The organism is Adhaeribacter aerolatus (assembly GCF_007991635.1).
Classification (GTDB): Bacteria; Bacteroidota; Bacteroidia; order Cytophagales; family Hymenobacteraceae; genus Adhaeribacter; species Adhaeribacter aerolatus.
The window spans coordinates 185,874-200,730 of the sequence record NZ_BJYS01000007.1; the positions used below are offsets into that span (position 1 = coordinate 185,874).

General features: G+C 44.0%; 13 protein-coding genes. 6 read left to right on the forward strand and 7 right to left on the reverse strand.

Annotated features, from left to right (window positions below; genetic code table 11):
* Window positions 1-262 precede the first annotated feature (262 nt).
* The 4 genes from egtD to AAE02nite_RS07130 all read right to left on the reverse strand — a co-directional run bounded on the left by egtD (window position 263) and on the right by AAE02nite_RS07130 (window position 5,078).
* Window positions 263-1,225, reverse strand: a complete 963-nt coding sequence (egtD, locus tag AAE02nite_RS07115; RefSeq protein ID WP_146896404.1) for an L-histidine N(alpha)-methyltransferase — start codon at window positions 1,223-1,225, stop codon at window positions 263-265.
* A 14-nt stretch (window positions 1,226-1,239) separates the two neighbouring features.
* Window positions 1,240-2,403 carry an ergothioneine biosynthesis protein EgtB gene (gene egtB, locus AAE02nite_RS07120; protein WP_146896406.1) on the reverse strand — a complete coding sequence of 388 codons (1,164 nt, stop codon included), beginning with the start codon at window positions 2,401-2,403 and terminating at the stop codon, window positions 1,240-1,242.
* Between the two features lie 1,159 nt (window positions 2,404-3,562).
* Complete coding sequence (locus AAE02nite_RS07125) at window positions 3,563-3,940, reverse strand: hypothetical protein (RefSeq protein ID WP_146896408.1); 378 nt, start codon at window positions 3,938-3,940, stop codon at window positions 3,563-3,565.
* 274 nt (window positions 3,941-4,214) lie between these two features.
* Window positions 4,215-5,078 carry a sugar phosphate isomerase/epimerase family protein gene (locus AAE02nite_RS07130; RefSeq protein WP_246150849.1) on the reverse strand — a complete coding sequence of 288 codons (864 nt, stop codon included), beginning with the start codon at window positions 5,076-5,078 and terminating at the stop codon, window positions 4,215-4,217.
* Window positions 5,079-5,445: 367 nt separating this feature from the next.
* Here AAE02nite_RS07130 and AAE02nite_RS07135 point away from each other — a divergent pair, with 367 nt between their 5' ends.
* Window positions 5,446-5,628: a hypothetical protein gene (locus AAE02nite_RS07135; RefSeq protein ID WP_146896410.1), complete on the forward strand. Its 183-nt coding sequence runs from the start codon at window positions 5,446-5,448 to the stop codon at window positions 5,626-5,628.
* 174 nt (window positions 5,629-5,802) lie between these two features.
* On the opposite strand, the gene AAE02nite_RS07140 is transcribed toward AAE02nite_RS07135, so the two are convergent.
* Entirely contained in the window at window positions 5,803-7,302 is a 1,500-nt protein-coding gene (locus AAE02nite_RS07140) for a Do family serine endopeptidase (RefSeq protein ID WP_146896413.1), read from the reverse strand.
* Between the two features lie 463 nt (window positions 7,303-7,765).
* Between AAE02nite_RS07140 and AAE02nite_RS07145 the strand changes: the two genes are divergently transcribed.
* On the forward strand, window positions 7,766-8,503 hold the full coding sequence (locus tag AAE02nite_RS07145; RefSeq protein ID WP_146896415.1) for a fasciclin domain-containing protein: 738 nt from the start codon (window positions 7,766-7,768) through the stop codon (window positions 8,501-8,503).
* A 71-nt stretch (window positions 8,504-8,574) separates the two neighbouring features.
* Here the strand turns inward: AAE02nite_RS07145 and AAE02nite_RS07150 are convergent, their stop codons facing one another.
* Window positions 8,575-9,717 (reverse strand): glycoside hydrolase family 26 protein, encoded by a 1,143-nt coding sequence (locus AAE02nite_RS07150; RefSeq protein ID WP_146896444.1) that lies wholly within the window; start codon window positions 9,715-9,717, stop codon window positions 8,575-8,577.
* A gap of 117 nt (window positions 9,718-9,834) precedes the next feature.
* Window positions 9,835-10,206 (reverse strand): cupin domain-containing protein, encoded by a 372-nt coding sequence (locus tag AAE02nite_RS07155; RefSeq protein WP_146896417.1) that lies wholly within the window; start codon window positions 10,204-10,206, stop codon window positions 9,835-9,837.
* A gap of 188 nt (window positions 10,207-10,394) precedes the next feature.
* Here AAE02nite_RS07155 and AAE02nite_RS07160 point away from each other — a divergent pair, with 188 nt between their 5' ends.
* From AAE02nite_RS07160 to AAE02nite_RS07175, 4 genes are all read left to right on the forward strand, one after another.
* A complete protein-coding gene (locus tag AAE02nite_RS07160) occupies window positions 10,395-10,862 on the forward strand; it encodes a transporter substrate-binding domain-containing protein (protein WP_146896419.1) in 468 nt (155 codons plus the stop codon).
* Entirely contained in the window at window positions 10,859-11,812 is a 954-nt protein-coding gene (locus AAE02nite_RS07165; RefSeq protein ID WP_146896421.1) for a cation transporter, read from the forward strand. Before AAE02nite_RS07160 ends, AAE02nite_RS07165 begins: the two co-directional genes overlap by 4 nt.
* Window positions 11,813-12,057: 245 nt before the next feature.
* Complete coding sequence (locus tag AAE02nite_RS07170; protein ID WP_146896423.1) at window positions 12,058-12,645, forward strand: hypothetical protein; 588 nt, start codon at window positions 12,058-12,060, stop codon at window positions 12,643-12,645.
* Between the two features lie 467 nt (window positions 12,646-13,112).
* The gene (locus AAE02nite_RS07175; protein WP_146896425.1) at window positions 13,113-14,249 is read left to right on the forward strand and encodes an FAD-dependent monooxygenase; all 1,137 of its coding nucleotides are present in this window, start codon (window positions 13,113-13,115) and stop codon (window positions 14,247-14,249) included.
* Window positions 14,250-14,857 lie beyond the last annotated feature (608 nt).

Here is a 14,857-nt window from a genome sequence, read left to right on the forward strand (position 1 = left end):
ACAGACTGCACATTAGATTTTCACCTAACAAAAGCCTTTATATTTTTAAATGCTTTTCCTTTCGTAACTATATTATGTGTGTGCTTGAACTTTCACTATGTTATAAAGAAGCACCTTAATTAAAACCTGCCTTTCCTGGGGAGTAGTTACAGGGCTAGCCACTATCTAAAAATTTTAGGACCCGCCGGATTATCTAAAACAGCAGCTTTCATACTGGCTAGCTAATTGTCCACAAGACTATTACAGTGAATACTTTTTCTGTTTATTCAACCTTTTGCCAAAGCACATCGGCAAATAACCGCTGGCTGTCCAGAAATGTTTGTACCGGCTTAAATCCTGCCCGCTGGCCCATTTGGTTAATTTCCGCTTCACTATATTTCTGCGACACCTCCATGTATATTGGTTCGTCCTGGGCAAAGTCAAAATAAATTCCATTATCTAAGGTTACTTGTTGCGCGCAGGTACTAATCAGGTAGCTTTTGCAGGCGCCGGTCATGGGGTCATAAACCGGGTAATGCATAAAATTATCTGGTTGGAAGTTACCGCCTAATTCCTGGTTAATCCGGTTTAGAAGATTAAGATTAAAGGCCCGCGTAAGGCCGCCTTTATCGTTATACGCATTCAGGATAATTTGGGGATTTTTCTTTAAATCAAACCCCATCAGCACAAAGTCCCCGGCGTTGAGGTAGGCATATAAATGTTGGCAGAACGTAAGCGCCTCTTGGGGTAATAAATTCCCAATGGATGATCCCAGAAATAACACCAGCTTGCGGGCAGGTTCATTAGCCTGTACTTCCGCCAGCATTGGTAAATATTCTCCGCAATAGCCTTTTATTTGCATACCCGGTAAGTGGGCCGGAAGGCTGGTATGGAGGTAGTCAATTATATTTTCTGAAATATCAATCGGAATATACAGCTTACTGTACTGGAGACGCAAGGCCTCCTGCAACAAATACCTGGTTTTAGTAGCATCACCTGCCCCTAGTTCCACAATGGCCAACGGGTTTTGGCTGCTCCAACAAGCTTGCAGGATGGCCCCACTATAATCGCGTAAAATTTCTGTTTCTGCCCGCGTAAGGTAGTATTCAGGACAATGCATGATTTGCCCAAACAGGTAATCGCCTTTGGCATCGTAAAAATATTTTGGCAATAAGTACTTTTCTGGAGCAGATAGGCCTTGAATTACATCCTGGCGAAAAATACTGTCAATAATTATATCGTACATGAGAGTGTAAATAATTAAAGATTTTGGGCCAGCCTTAAGCCGGTAAACTGCCAGCGTAAGGGCGTTTGGAAGAAATTGCGGTAAGTAGGTCGGCTATGGCCCGGAGAAGTTGCTTCTGACGCTCCCCGCAGCACCATTTGATTAACCATAAATTTACCATTATACTCGCCAATGGCCCCTTCGGCTTTGGTAAATCCGGGGTAAGGTAAGTAGGCACTTTCGGTCCATTCCCAACGGGAACCCCACTGCATTTGGTCCTGCGCTATTTCCCATTCGGCCTCGGTGGGCAGCCTTAAACCCCGCCATTGGGCATAGGCCCAGGCTTCATAATAGCTGATATGGCAGACCGGTTGCTGCAGCGGTAATGGCACCAAACCCTCCGGCGTGTAATGATACCAGTTGCCTTCCAGCTGATGCCAGTATAGCGGGGCAATAATTTGGTTGGCCTTCACCCACTCCCAGCCTTCGGCGTGCCAGAAGCGAAAATCGGTATAACCGCCGGCCTGTATAAATTGAAGATATGCGGCATTGCTAACTAATTGCTGCTGAATTTGGTAAGCTGCTACATAAACTTTATGGCGGTTTAGCTCATTGTCAAAACAAAAACTATCGCCCTTAGCACCCATTTCATATACCCCTTCCGGAACCGAAATCCATTGCTCCTCCCCGATAGTCGGAACGTCGGGCTTTAAGTAGTCCGTTGAATAGGCTGGCAGCAGGGGATTATGTCCCAGAATATATTTAATGTCGGTAATAAGTAATTCCTGGTGCTGTTCTTCGTGGTTTAAGCCCAGTTCCAGCGTAGCTTGTAAGTCGTTGGTAAGCATACCGGCCACCGATAACCAGCCGTGCATGGCCTCATCTACATAAGCCCGGTAAGCCATAATATCTGCAACTGACGGCCGGCTCAGATTCCCCCGATCGGTACGCACAACCCTGGCCCCCACTGATTCATAATAACTATTAAAAACATAATTGTACTGGGAATTGAATAGCTCATAAGCAGGGGCGTTTGGTTGCAGCAAAAATGTTTCGAAAAACCAGGTAGTGTGCCCCAAATGCCACTTGGGAGGGCTTACATCAACCACCGGCTGAACCACAAAGTCTTCGGCTTGCAATCCCCGGCAAATGGCTTCGGTACGGGCCCGGACCTGTTTATATTTTTTTAATAGTTCCATATAAAAGACGCTGCATTTTTAAGTCGTAAGTTCCCCATTTAGCCTGTACCGGTAGTAGCCTAGCATGAGTAGCTATTTTGCTTTACCTGATGCGTTCAGACAAGACAGCATACTAATCCAAATCACCGGTAAGCTGTCTGAGGAAAGGCCTGTGGGCCATTCGGTATTATACTTTGCTGGCTTTTTGAAAGTATTTGCGCTGTGTTCATGGTGCGTTGTACGGTACCAACGGCATCCCGGTCGTCCGCTATTATTAATCCCCGGCAATTTTTGATCCTTAAGATATTCCTTCATGCTTGTTAAACAATGAGAGTCGGCCACTTAATCAAATATTTAGGGTAGGCAATTAGCATCAGCCACTAACGCTAGTTGTTGCTGCCAATAGTCTCTTCCCAGTTCCATTGCGTCTTTCATCCTCTTCTAAATTTTCTGCCTCTCGTATAAGGTTTCGCTGATTCAAATCACAATCTTTTTACCTTTGCCTAGATAATTAGCCGCCGTATTATAAGTCGTATATTCCCATTACTGATTCCTAACAAAGAAACCTCAATTTGGTTATGAACTTAACAAAAGGCAATTATATCTCTGGCCCAAGGCTCAAAATTTAACGGTATCTTTTCGCGCCCGGATATGCCAGGAACTTGTCTGAAGATCACTATTACTTGATTAGCTTTGAAAAAAATAGCAACTGCGGGAGATAAACTGTCTGGTTTTGCTTTGGCCAGGAGAAGCCGGTGAATCCGGGGTTTTTCGACAGGTAGAGAAAACAATTAATCAGGTAAGCGGCCACACCGAAAAATACATCCATCCACTTGTTACCCATACACTTTACAAAATATTCCGGAACAGGTTTAGATAAAATAATCGAATTTATAAATTGAATTCAATAAGTTGCAATCAATCGTTGCTAATCAGATACAACCATTATCGGGTATTATGCCAAACATTAACCACCAACATAAGTGTACTGAAAGCCAAAATGCTGGCGGGTTATAAACAACTATTACAGCTAATTTATACCCCGCCAGCATAATAGCTAGCCAGCCAGAAGGCCTAATGCTATTGATGCACTAACTTGTTTGCTATATAAAATGAAGTACCCAGATTAGGTAAAAAGTTAACTCAATTCAACTTCCTTGGTCTAAATAAAAATCAGCTTTTAATTTTTAACTCTAATGGCGGCTGTTTCAAACTGGCTCATGGTCGAACCTTTTAGATTATTTTCATCTACCTTGGCCAGCACCATGTTTACATCATATTCCTGAACAGTGAAGTAAATTGTGATCTGGTTGTTCCCTTCTTCAATTTTGGTAATCGGAATGGATTCAGGCCGGGTACCGGTTGGGTCCTTTAATTCCCCGGTAAGTTTTCCTTCTTTTCTGGCTAGTTCGGTTACAAATTTGGCATCACCGTTGGGCGTTCCGGTAATGGAAATCTCCCATTTTGCCGCAAAAAAATCTTTGGGTGTGCTTTGTGAAAAACCATAAAAGGAAATACCTAATAATAGAACATAGAGGAGTAAGCTTGCTTTTTTCATGGTGGATTTTTAAAATGAAAAGATTGTTTAAGTTAGAATCTTTATGTTAAGGCTAAAAAGTACAAAGAAATATTTACCTTTCAATTGATTTCCTAAACTATTCTTGCGCTGTAATTTTGCTTCTCCTCTGTTCCTACCGGCCAGCAATATATTTAAGCCAACAAAGTCCCTTACTTATATTCGTTTCAGAAATAGCGGTTTATTACACCGATTAAATATTATTTAGGCCAACTGTAAAGTAAAAACACTAGCAAAGCTGCTTTTTCCGGGCTGCCTAATAATTCTTCTTTAAAATATAATCGCGGCTCATGGCCAAACTTTCAAAAGGTTCGCGACTGGTTTGGTCTTGCTCTACAAAGAAATGTTTCAGGCCGGCTATCTGTCGGGCGGCAAATATCCGGTCGAAATTAATAACGCCGTGGCCTACTTCGGCAAATTGTTCAGAACCTCTTTCCATATCCTTTACATGCCACAGCGGGAAACGGCCCGGATATTTTTTAAAATAGGCCACCGGGTCAATGCCGGCTTTGGTAAACCAGAACAGGTCTGCTTCCATAATTAATAGTTCGGGTTCGGTTTTTTGGAGTATCAAGTCGTAAGGCACCACACCATTGATGGGCGGAAATTCGAAGTTATGGCTATGGTAACCAAACTGGATTTTAGCTTTCCGGCAGGCTTCGCCGGATTTATTTAGTTTATCAATCAACTCTTTGTAAAGCTCCAGGCTGGTGCGTTCTTCTTTAAACAACCAAGCGCAAATCATATACGGAATATTCATTTGAGCAGCATCTTCCACGGCTTTGTCCCAGCCGTACCACAAAGTACCTTTTGCTTTATCGATCCGACCGGTTTCATAATGCGCGCTAATAATGGTAAAACCCAGATCCGTGCAGATTATGCTGAACTCTTTCGGGCTTTTACCCCAATAGGTGCCATCGTAGCCGAAGAGTTCTAATTGGTTATAGCCTAACTTTGCTAATTTGGTCAGCGAGCCGGTTAAGTCTTTCTTCAGATATTCCCGAATATTCCAGAGTTGTACGCCAAGCGCTTTAGCCGGTGGCGTTGCCAGCAGTTCTGGTGCTACCCTCAGGCTCGCAGCTCCTAATACCATAGATTTCACAAAATTTCTTCTTTGCATAACCGGCTAATTTTAAAGGTAAGAAAACTAAATATACATAAATATATTTCTTGTGGTATTCTGTAAACCAGCTAGCGCTGCTTCAGCATTTTCAATATTGTCTGAAACGAAAAAACTTTTACACCTTACTTAAACAATATTTACCAGAGGGCCTGGTTTTAGTATTAGTTCTGAATTAAAGTTTTTTCATGGTCTGTTTAGGGCCTTTCTCCTTACTTTAGCGGATGCGTTGGCATTCGCCTGGGTAGTGGATTTTTCTTCAGATTAAGCTAAACCCTTCCGCCCTCCGGGCACCTTCCCTGAACCAGGGAAGGAGTTCGGCCGAACCGGAACATTATAGAATAGCTTTGTTGCGGAGGCTTAATTAATGATTGAACCTGGTGAGGCATCAGCTAAGCGCATATTACAGCAGTTTGGACAGCGAGGGCCTTTTGGAAGATGCTCTTTTGGGTTTCCGGTGCGCAGCATTCCGACGCAGGAGGAAAGGAAAGATGAGCAGCCCGAGTGGCCAAACGGGGCCCGCCGGCCGGGAGGCTTCTTAGGCTTCTGAAAACAGTTAGCACCTGCTCCTTGAAAGATGTAATCTTTCAAAAGATAGACCGATAAGAAATCAGACCATTTATGCAATACCATTTAGACGAGCTGGTTTTAAAAACTAAAATCGTATAAAATAAAAAAGGCTTCTACAGTATTGCAGAAGCCTTTTCTAAATTTAAAGACAATATTATTTATTACCGATTGGATAATAAGCTTTCAGTCCATCCGGATAAAATCCTTCTACGTATACCACGCGACCTTCCTGGCTCTTCAGATACTTTTCAATATCGGCCGGCTCCTTCACCGTTTGCTTGTCAATGCGGGTAATAATAAAGCCGTCGGTCATGCCAGACTCCCGGAATTTGCTGTTTTTCACATCTGAAACTTTCGCGCCACCCTGAATACCCAGTTTGGTCATTTCCTGTTTACTTACCGGCGAGAACGTAGCTCCGTTAAAGGTAATGGCTTTGGCATTGCTGCTTTTTACCAGCGCCGTGCTGTTACTCAGGCTTTTTAAGGTAACATTAGCAGTCTGCTCTTTACCATCGCGCAGGTAAGTTACTTTTACTTCATCGCCAGGCCGATAGCGGGCAATCTGCTCCAGTAAAGCCGAAGATTTTTTTACGCTTACGTTGTTGATGGCGGTAATCACATCACCGGATTTAATGCCGGCTTCTTCCGCGCCCCCCTTCTCCGATACATTATTCACGTATACACCATTCAGGGTTTTTAAATCTTTTTCTTTCGCAAAAGCCGCATCTATTTCGCGGATTTCAGCCCCTAATAAAGCCCGCTGCACTTCACCGTATTTCAGCAAATCGTCAACTACCTTGCTCACAATGGCGGATGGCACGGCAAAAGAATAGCCGGCAAAAGACCCGGTTTGGGAAGCAATGGCCGTGTTAATACCTACTAAATCGCCGTTCAGGTTTACCAGTGCGCCCCCGCTGTTACCTGGGTTTACGGCTGCATCGGTCTGGATAAACGATTCGATGCTGTATTTTTGGTTAGGGTCTTTCGACCGCAATATATCTATGTTACGTCCTTTGGCACTCACAATACCCGCGGTAACAGTAGAGGTAAGATTCATGGGATTACCCACGGCCAACACCCACTCGCCTACATGTAAATCATCGGAGTTGCCGTAACGTAAAGCCGGTAGTTTTTCGGCTTTAATTTTAAGTAAAGCAATATCGGTCGAAGGGTCGGTACCCACCAACGTCGCTTCATAAGTACGCTTATCGTCGAGCACTACTTCAATCTTATTAGCCTTGTCTATTACGTGGTTGTTGGTTACAATGTAGCCGTCAGGGGCAATGATAACACCCGAGCCGGAACCTCTTTGCGGACCACGGGGGGCTTGCTGCTGAAAGCTATCGCCAAAAAAATCGCGGAGGAAAGGATCCATAGGGCTACTTTCCCGTGACACCACATTGGCACTATATTCCGTCATCACGTGTACCACGGCAGGGGTCGCCACATTGGCCGCCTTCTGAAAGTTAAGTCCCTCTGGTACCGCCACATTACTGCTGCGCATCTCGCTGGTGTAACGCACCTGCGGATTATTTACTACTTCTTGTTTCGTATTTGTTAAATTATCTTCTGACAATTTGTAGCCGCCTATGGCTACACCGCCGCCGAGTAAGGCAGAAAGGGTAATCCCGGCAAAAAACTGTTTCGCATTCATTTATTTTCTCGTTTATTAAATTTAGTTATTTACTATTCTGACAATGACCACTATACTAAATGGCAGTATACCCATGCATTTTCCAAATACTATGCCAAAATGAACAAAAAGTAACTTCTGCCCTATTGTTGATGGACTTACGGACGGCAGAAATCTTTAAATATAACCTAAGCTATGCCTCTGAATTTTAACTATACTAAAATAAAAAGCTGAAAATATTTTACCAATAAAAAATAATAAAACTACCAGATATGACTAAGTTTTTAAATAATATCCCCAATAATATTAGTTTATTAAATTATTAATATACCAATACACAAAAATGTAATTAATTGAAATATAATAAGTTAATTTTATAAAAATTTACTAAAATGAAACATGATATACTTTAATCAGTTTAACTATACCAAGAAACACATTTGTTTCGGATTTGAATTTGTTAAATTTTTTAAAGTTTGTAGTTATGAAAAGTATATATTTAAAATCAGTAGCCGTTATTGCAGCAACCTCATTTACCATGTACGGATGCGCCAGTTCTAACCAAAGTTCGGGAACTGCTGCAACTGATAGCATGAACCGATCTGAAACGGCTACTATGGGTGGTTTAGCCGCCGAAAATCAAGGTAAACAACTGGATGTACTGGTGGTAAAAGAGCAAGTGCTGGTTCCGGTAGCAACGCTATCAGTTACGGCCCTGGCTATGGAGAATCCGGAAGATATCAATGACATGTTCGACAAGGTTGATGACACCGAAAAATACGATGTACTAACCTTAGCCAGAAAAAGCCCTAACCTATCTACTTTCGTTAAATTGCTGGAGCAAGCCAACCTGGCAGATGATATCCAACGGGTAGAACATGTAACTTTATTTGCACCTACCAACGAGGCTTTTGCCCGGATGCCCAAAGATAAGTTAAAGACGCTATTATCTTCTGAAAATACCGCTTTGCTCTCTACCATGCTGCAAAGCCACATTATTGCTTCTGATGTATCATCGGGTGCGCTCCGGGATAACAGCCGTATCCGGGTAACCGACAACAGCTACATTCCGATTGGGCAACCTGGTACTTCCGGTACCAACGTAACGGTTGGCGGCGCCGAATTGGTTAAATCCGATATAGAAGCGGCGAACGGTAGAATTCACGTTATTGATAAGGTGCTCCTGCCAAGCGAAGATTTTCAGAGCGGCAATACCAGGTAATTTCCTGCGCTGAAATAAACGAAAAAAGCTCTCCTGCTCATGTGAAGGAGAGCTTTTTTATGCAATCTATTTTAGAATAACCCCAAAAACCATTTACGACGGTAAATATTCTTTAAATCATTTTCGAACAAAGTATAAGGGTCTTGGTAGAACTTCATAAAATTAGGCACGCTAGCCTGACCTGGGTATGGTGCATAATAATGAGTGGGGCTGCGGGTATCGTTTCGCCAGACCAGTACATAAGCCAGTTGCATTTTATGCGTTCGCATTGCTTTTAACAAGGTTGCGGTCCACCAAGTAGTATCCGGAACAGATTCCAGACCGGTTTCGGTAAAAGCAGCCAGTTTGCCGGCTTTCCGGGCATAATCCGAAACTATCTTCAGCTTGCGGGCACCGGTTTCGATGTCGTAACGGTCGCGGCCGAAATCGGCATAATTGTCCATGCCTACCATATCCACCCATTCATTCCCAGGGTAACGTTCCAGAAACTCTTCTTCCGAATTAAATTTATTGTCCGGCGAAAAAGTGTAAATGAAATTATGCACGTTCAGGCTGTCGCGCAGGTAGGTAACCGTAAAACGCCATAAACTCTTAAACTCCCCGGCCGAGGTATGCGGCTTCCCCCACCAGAACCAGCCGCCGTCGAACTCGTGGTATGGGCGGAAAATAACCGGCACCAGTTTACCGTCCTGGCCCCGGATGCTGTGCGCCCACTCGCCAATACCCCGCAATATTCCTTTATACTTATCGTGCGCCTCGCCGCCCGGAATTATGTATTTGACAGCGGGCAATGAAACCGAATCTTTCCAGTAAAAGCCGCCGCCCGAGACCGGATTAGAGAAATGCCAGGCCACTGTGATTACGCCTCCACGGTTGTAGGTATCTACTACGTTTTTACGCAGGTTTTCTTTTGCTTTTTTAATGGCTTCATGCGGCCGCCCCGAAAAACCGCTAAAATCTACGCCAATTACTGCTGGGTGCGAACCGGTTACCGACTTAACATCCGACCGATTCTCGTTGCCGGCCCAGCCGTGGCCGTATTCAGTGGCGTGCTGGTGCCCGAACAATGTGTGCTTTTGCGCTAATTTGTGCAGGTTGCGATAAAGGTTCCGGGTTTCGCGGGTAGCTTCCGCATCAATAGATTTACTTCTTTGGGCCTGCACCTGACCTACTAATAATACCAGGAAAACCAAAGAGCATAAAAACTTTTTAATCACGGGTAGTTGATGTACTTATTTTAAGAATTAAGCAGAGCAATTTACGCCAGAATAACTTTTATCCCAAAGGAAGGCAAATAAACTCCTTAACCTTGCTGTGAGGTTCGGGTGCCTTTAATCGGCACTCACTTCGTCGGGCACAAAATTAATCTGGGCATCCGGGGTAAAAGCCACGTAAACCCGCACCCAGGGTTGGTCATCAATCAGCCGCCATTTGTGGCCCGAGCCGGTGGTGTCCATCGCAATTAGTACGTTGCCGGGCCGCAGTATAAATTTTTCGCCGGTAAAAGTTTCAAATTCCAGCGTACCCGCTAAGGTAACTACATATTGGGTAGTAGGTGCCGGGTGCCAGTCGTAAGTGCCGTGCGGCGGCGTAGTTTTAAACCGCACCGAAACAGCTTCAGTTAAATAATTTTCGGCAACCATGCCGTGTGTCACTTGGGTATGTCCGTCCGGACCAGTATAAATCTTGATGGCTTTAATCATATAAAATAGGTTTATTTCTTTTATGGCGAATTGGCACCGGCTGTCTTTTGGCAGATACCTTCTCCTGCTTCAAATAAGGAGGCCGACCTTTTCTCCAGAACAACCTTATACGGGTTTAGTAGCCAATTTATCTAAGCTTTCGTATATACGCACTAGCTAATTTTACAAAACAGTTTGAGCGCTGGTTTATGAAAATAAAAGTTTTGTTTTTGCTCGGTATCTGGCTTTTTGCAGGATGCGAAAATTACCCGAAAGATCCGGATAAAACCTTGGAAAAGGTGCGACATGGAACGCTGGTGGTGGGATACGCCGAAAATCCGCCCTGGGTAATTAAAACAGCAACAGAGCCGGGCGGCATCGAAGCCCAGTTAATAAAAGAATTTGCCGCCGGCCTCGGAGCACGCATTCAGTGGCAAAACGATACCGAGCAGGATTTATTCGAAAGGCTGGAAAAGAAAGAGTTACATCTGGTAATTGCCGGCCTCACGGACAAAAATGCCTGGAAAAGTAAAATATCGTTTACCAAACCTTATTTGCAAAAAGAAAAGGATAAACATGTAATGGCCGTGCAGAAAGGCGAAAACGCTTTTGTGCTGGAATTAGAGAAGTTTTTAAAAAATCAGGAAGAAAAACTTAAAAAGACTACTGCCCCGTGAGACCAATCGAGAATTTTGAATATCCCCCGGACCTGCAAAAGGATTTTGAAAAAGCGAAAAAGCTGGAATGGATAACCGTTTTTTACCTGCTATCTGCTATAGTAGTCATGTACCTGACCATGGGCAATTCGCAGGCCATGAAAACGGCTTGGTTCGAAGATTTACTAAGCCTGACCCCTTCGGTTTCTTTTTTAATCTCAGCCCGCATCTTTTCCCGAAAGCCAAATGAAGAATTTCCTTATGGCTACCACCGCGTAGTGAGCATTGCTTATTTATGCAGTTCGCTGGCGCTTTTCGCCGTAGGCGGCTTTCTGCTTTTAGATTCGGGTATGACTATTGTAGAGCAGGACCGACCTACCATTGGGATGATAACTTTATTTGGTCATTCGTTTTGGTTGGGTTACCTCATGATAGGAGCTTTAATTTACGGCTCTGTTCCGGCAGTTTTTCTAGGGCGCATGAAATTACCGCTGGCCGAAAGACTGCACGAAAAGAATTTATACACCGATGCTGAAATGAATAAAGCGGACTGGATGACGGGTTTGGCGGCCATTGTCGGGATAATCGGCATTGGATTTGGATTGTGGTGGGCCGATTCAGCGGCGGCGGCTTTAATATCGCTGGATATTTTGCACGATGGCTACAAAAATTTAAAACAAGCCGTGGTAGATTTAATGAACCAGGAACCCAAAACGGTTAATAACCAGGAAACTGATCCGCTGATAAAGCTGGTGCGTGAACACCTGAGCCGCAAAACCTGGATACGTGATGTGCAGGTAAGGTTACGGGAAGAAGGCCATATTTACATGGGCGAAGCCTTTGTGGTGCCCGCCGAAGATTTGAACCTGACCCAGCACATTGAGGAAGCGGCCCAGGAAATAAAAAATATTAACTGGCGCTTACACGAAGTAGTAATTACCCCGGTAAAAGAATTGCCCGAGCCGGATTAATCTATTCTATTTTTTTAACCTATAAGCCATTGAACCTTTAAAAATTAGTTAGGGAGTAGCTCTGGCCGTGCGTTTTCACCGGCCAGAAGTTAGGCAAAAGCGTTGGATTGGGCAGAGTTAATGCCACCAATGGCGAACCAGCAGGCGCTTAGCTTAATTACCCTCCAGCATTCCAAAATATTAAATGCTTACACAGAGTTTTTTTTCTCTTTTATCTCTAACTTAACCTAATAAAACCGAAAAAGATGGTGGTTAAAGTAGAAGGTTTCAGCGAAGTACTGGAAATAATAAAAGGGTTATTCTCCGGCCTGAAATCTGCCGCGCAAATCCCGGCTGCTAACCGGAAAGAAATGCAGGATGCCCTCGCCGATACGGCCGAACTCGTAGATGAAACCCTAACCATCCTGAAGCAACATTTATCCCAGATACTATCCGAGTTGCAGTTTGGCGATAAATATAAAGCCGAAAAGATGATATATGAGCTGGCCGATTTTCAGGGGTGGGAAACTAAATATCGCCAGTTTCAGCTCTGCGATACATTGCGGGAAGCCGTTTATAAGCTGGAGCAAAAAGGGCTTTACCAATACCTGAACCAGGCTTCTTACGGCAACCTCCAAACGTTGCAACAACGGTTATGGGATTATATAGGCGGTGAAACCAATGCTGCTCATTCAGTAGGTACCATGCTGATTGAGCTGGCGAAACTCGCGCCCCGCGTAGATTCTGATCCGGATGCGGTAAAATCCCAGCTAGAGGATGCCCGCCAGGAAATTAATACCTGGCGGCAAAAATTTATTTTATTGGAGCAGGAAATCAGAGGAGCCATTAAGTAAAGCGCCACCACAAGCTTATCTAAACTAAATGCGTTTTGCCGGCATCATTCTTCTTTTGGTATTTATAAACTTTTTTTTCCGCTTGCCAACGGCCAGAGCCAATTGCTTTTAAAGCGCAGGTAGGCATGAAAAAAAGAGAGGTGGAAAAATTATTAGGAGAGCCCTGGTACAGCGGCGGCTTTGTGGCTTCGGTAAAACCAACGGAAAAGTACACGCCGCAACGCGACCGTTTTTTGCTTTTCTAGGTTTATCCGGATAGCAGTTTAATAATTTTCAAGCGCGATACCGTTTTTGAGATTTATGGCAATGTAAGGCCGTACAAACAACGTTTAGCCCAGCAGGCCAAAGAAAGCCGGGCTCATAAACCACCCGCCACCCTCGACTCAATCAGGAATAATTAGGCTTGTAGCGTTTTTCTCCGGTTTCTGCCCCACCTTTGTAGTATTAATTTCAATCCAGAATTTACTATGAGAACCGGAATAATTGGGGCTGGTATTGCCGGCTTAACTACGGCTATTGCGCTACAGCGGCAGGGAATACCAACCGAAATATTTGAAGCCGCTCCCGAAATAAAACCCATAGGCGCCGGATTAGGACTCGCAGCCAACGCTATTAAAGCTTTCCGCCATGTAGGCATTGCCGAGGCGGTAATTGCGGCCGGCCTTTCTTTAGATTCTTACCGAATCCTGGATGAGCAAGGGCATATTATTAACGCTACCGATAGTAACTTGCTCAGCCAACGATACGGCCTGAATAACTTTACCATTCATAGGGCCGAACTGCACCGGGTACTCCAAGATCATATTGCACCTGGCACCTTACACCTGCATAAAAAAGCAATCGATCTTAAACAAACCACGGCCGGCATAGAACTCTTTTTTGAAGATGGCAGCACCACTACGGTTAACCATTTAATCCTAGCCGATGGTATAAATTCGCCTATCCGGCAGAAATTGTTACCACAAGTGCAGCCCCGTTACGCCGGTTATACCTGCTGGCGGGCCGTCATCGAAAACCCCGGCCTTAACTTAACGGCGGCGATCGAAACCTGGGGCACCAAGGGCCGGTTTGGCTACGTGCCGCTTGCTCATAATAAAGTTTATTGGTACGCCTGCGTAAATGCCCCACAAAACAGCGCCGTGATGCAAGCTTACAATATTACCGATTTAAGAAAAACTTTTAGCCATTACCACGCGCCCATTCCGGAAATATTGGCCCACACCCAAACGCACCAACTCATTTGGAATGACATTTGCGATTTACCGGCACTGCCGCGGTATTCCTTTGGCAATATTTTGCTGATCGGGGATGCCGGTCATGCCACGACTCCCAACATGGGTCAGGGTGCCTGCCAGGCCATAGAAGACGGGGTGGTTTTGGCCGAAGTGTGGCGAAAAGCTAATTCTTTTGCCGAAGCAGCCATCCAGTTCGAAAAAATACGCCGGAACCGGACACAATGGGTGATTAAACAATCGTACCGACTAGGCAGGGTGGCCCACTTACAAAACCGGTTTTTAGTAAACCTGCGCAATAAAGTTTTCCGGATAATGCCGGCCGCCGTTAACCAAAGCCAGCTCGACAAGCTGTTCCAGATTCAGTTCTAAATGAAAGGTTGTTTCGGTTTCCACCAGTTTCCTTTAATCATAAAGCAATAAGTAAGTTGAAAGTTATAAGTAATAAGTTTTAAGTATATAAACTATTGAAATAGAGTACGCTATTATAATTTGTATATCAAAGTAATTTTGTCCCCTTACTTATTAAATTTTATTATGTCTTGGTTTTCTGGAGGAGATCTGCAAATAGCTTTTTACAGTAATCTCCTTATACCGAATAGTATAAATGACCTTTTGGAGTTAAAGATATAAATCATCCTCTCTCCGCCGTCCATTCCGTAGGAATCTTCTGTCTGGAAGGCGTTACAGGCAAATAACAAGCTTATTATATTGCCTGTCTGGCTTACCTATGCAGAAGATTCTTTTGGCATTCTTCGAATTATACAGAATGACCGAAAGACAAAGCTACTTGCTGCATGGCTATGGTACCTCAAATTTTCTATTTGGTATAACTCTTTTTAAAATAATAGCTACCGCTGCTTTCCGGTTGCCTGCCTTCCGCGCTATTGGGTTTATACTTTTCTTTTTAGCAGGTTACCACGCGTACCTAAAAAAGAAAAAATTCGTAAATAAAAGGAGGTAATACCAAACTAATTATT

Bases quoted from the DNA above. Each gene is read 5' to 3' on its own strand.
- egtD (WP_146896404.1), bottom strand. From the start codon at position 1,225: ATGTACGATATAATTATTGACAGTATTTTTCGCCAGGATGTAATTCAA.
- AAE02nite_RS07160 (WP_146896419.1), top strand. From the start codon at position 10,395: ATGAAAATAAAAGTTTTGTTTTTGCTCGGTATCTGGCTTTTTGCAGGA.
- AAE02nite_RS07170 (WP_146896423.1), top strand. From the start codon at position 12,058: ATGGTGGTTAAAGTAGAAGGTTTCAGCGAAGTACTGGAAATAATAAAA.
- egtB (WP_146896406.1), bottom strand. From the start codon at position 2,403: ATGGAACTATTAAAAAAATATAAACAGGTCCGGGCCCGTACCGAAGCC.
- AAE02nite_RS07175 (WP_146896425.1), top strand. From the start codon at position 13,113: ATGAGAACCGGAATAATTGGGGCTGGTATTGCCGGCTTAACTACGGCT.
- AAE02nite_RS07140 (WP_146896413.1), bottom strand. From the start codon at position 7,302: ATGAATGCGAAACAGTTTTTTGCCGGGATTACCCTTTCTGCCTTACTC.
- AAE02nite_RS07130 (WP_246150849.1), bottom strand. From the start codon at position 5,078: ATGCAAAGAAGAAATTTTGTGAAATCTATGGTATTAGGAGCTGCGAGC.
- AAE02nite_RS07145 (WP_146896415.1), top strand. From the start codon at position 7,766: ATGAAAAGTATATATTTAAAATCAGTAGCCGTTATTGCAGCAACCTCA.
- AAE02nite_RS07155 (WP_146896417.1), bottom strand. From the start codon at position 10,206: ATGATTAAAGCCATCAAGATTTATACTGGTCCGGACGGACATACCCAA.
- AAE02nite_RS07125 (WP_146896408.1), bottom strand. From the start codon at position 3,940: ATGAAAAAAGCAAGCTTACTCCTCTATGTTCTATTATTAGGTATTTCC.
- AAE02nite_RS07135 (WP_146896410.1), top strand. From the start codon at position 5,446: ATGATTGAACCTGGTGAGGCATCAGCTAAGCGCATATTACAGCAGTTT.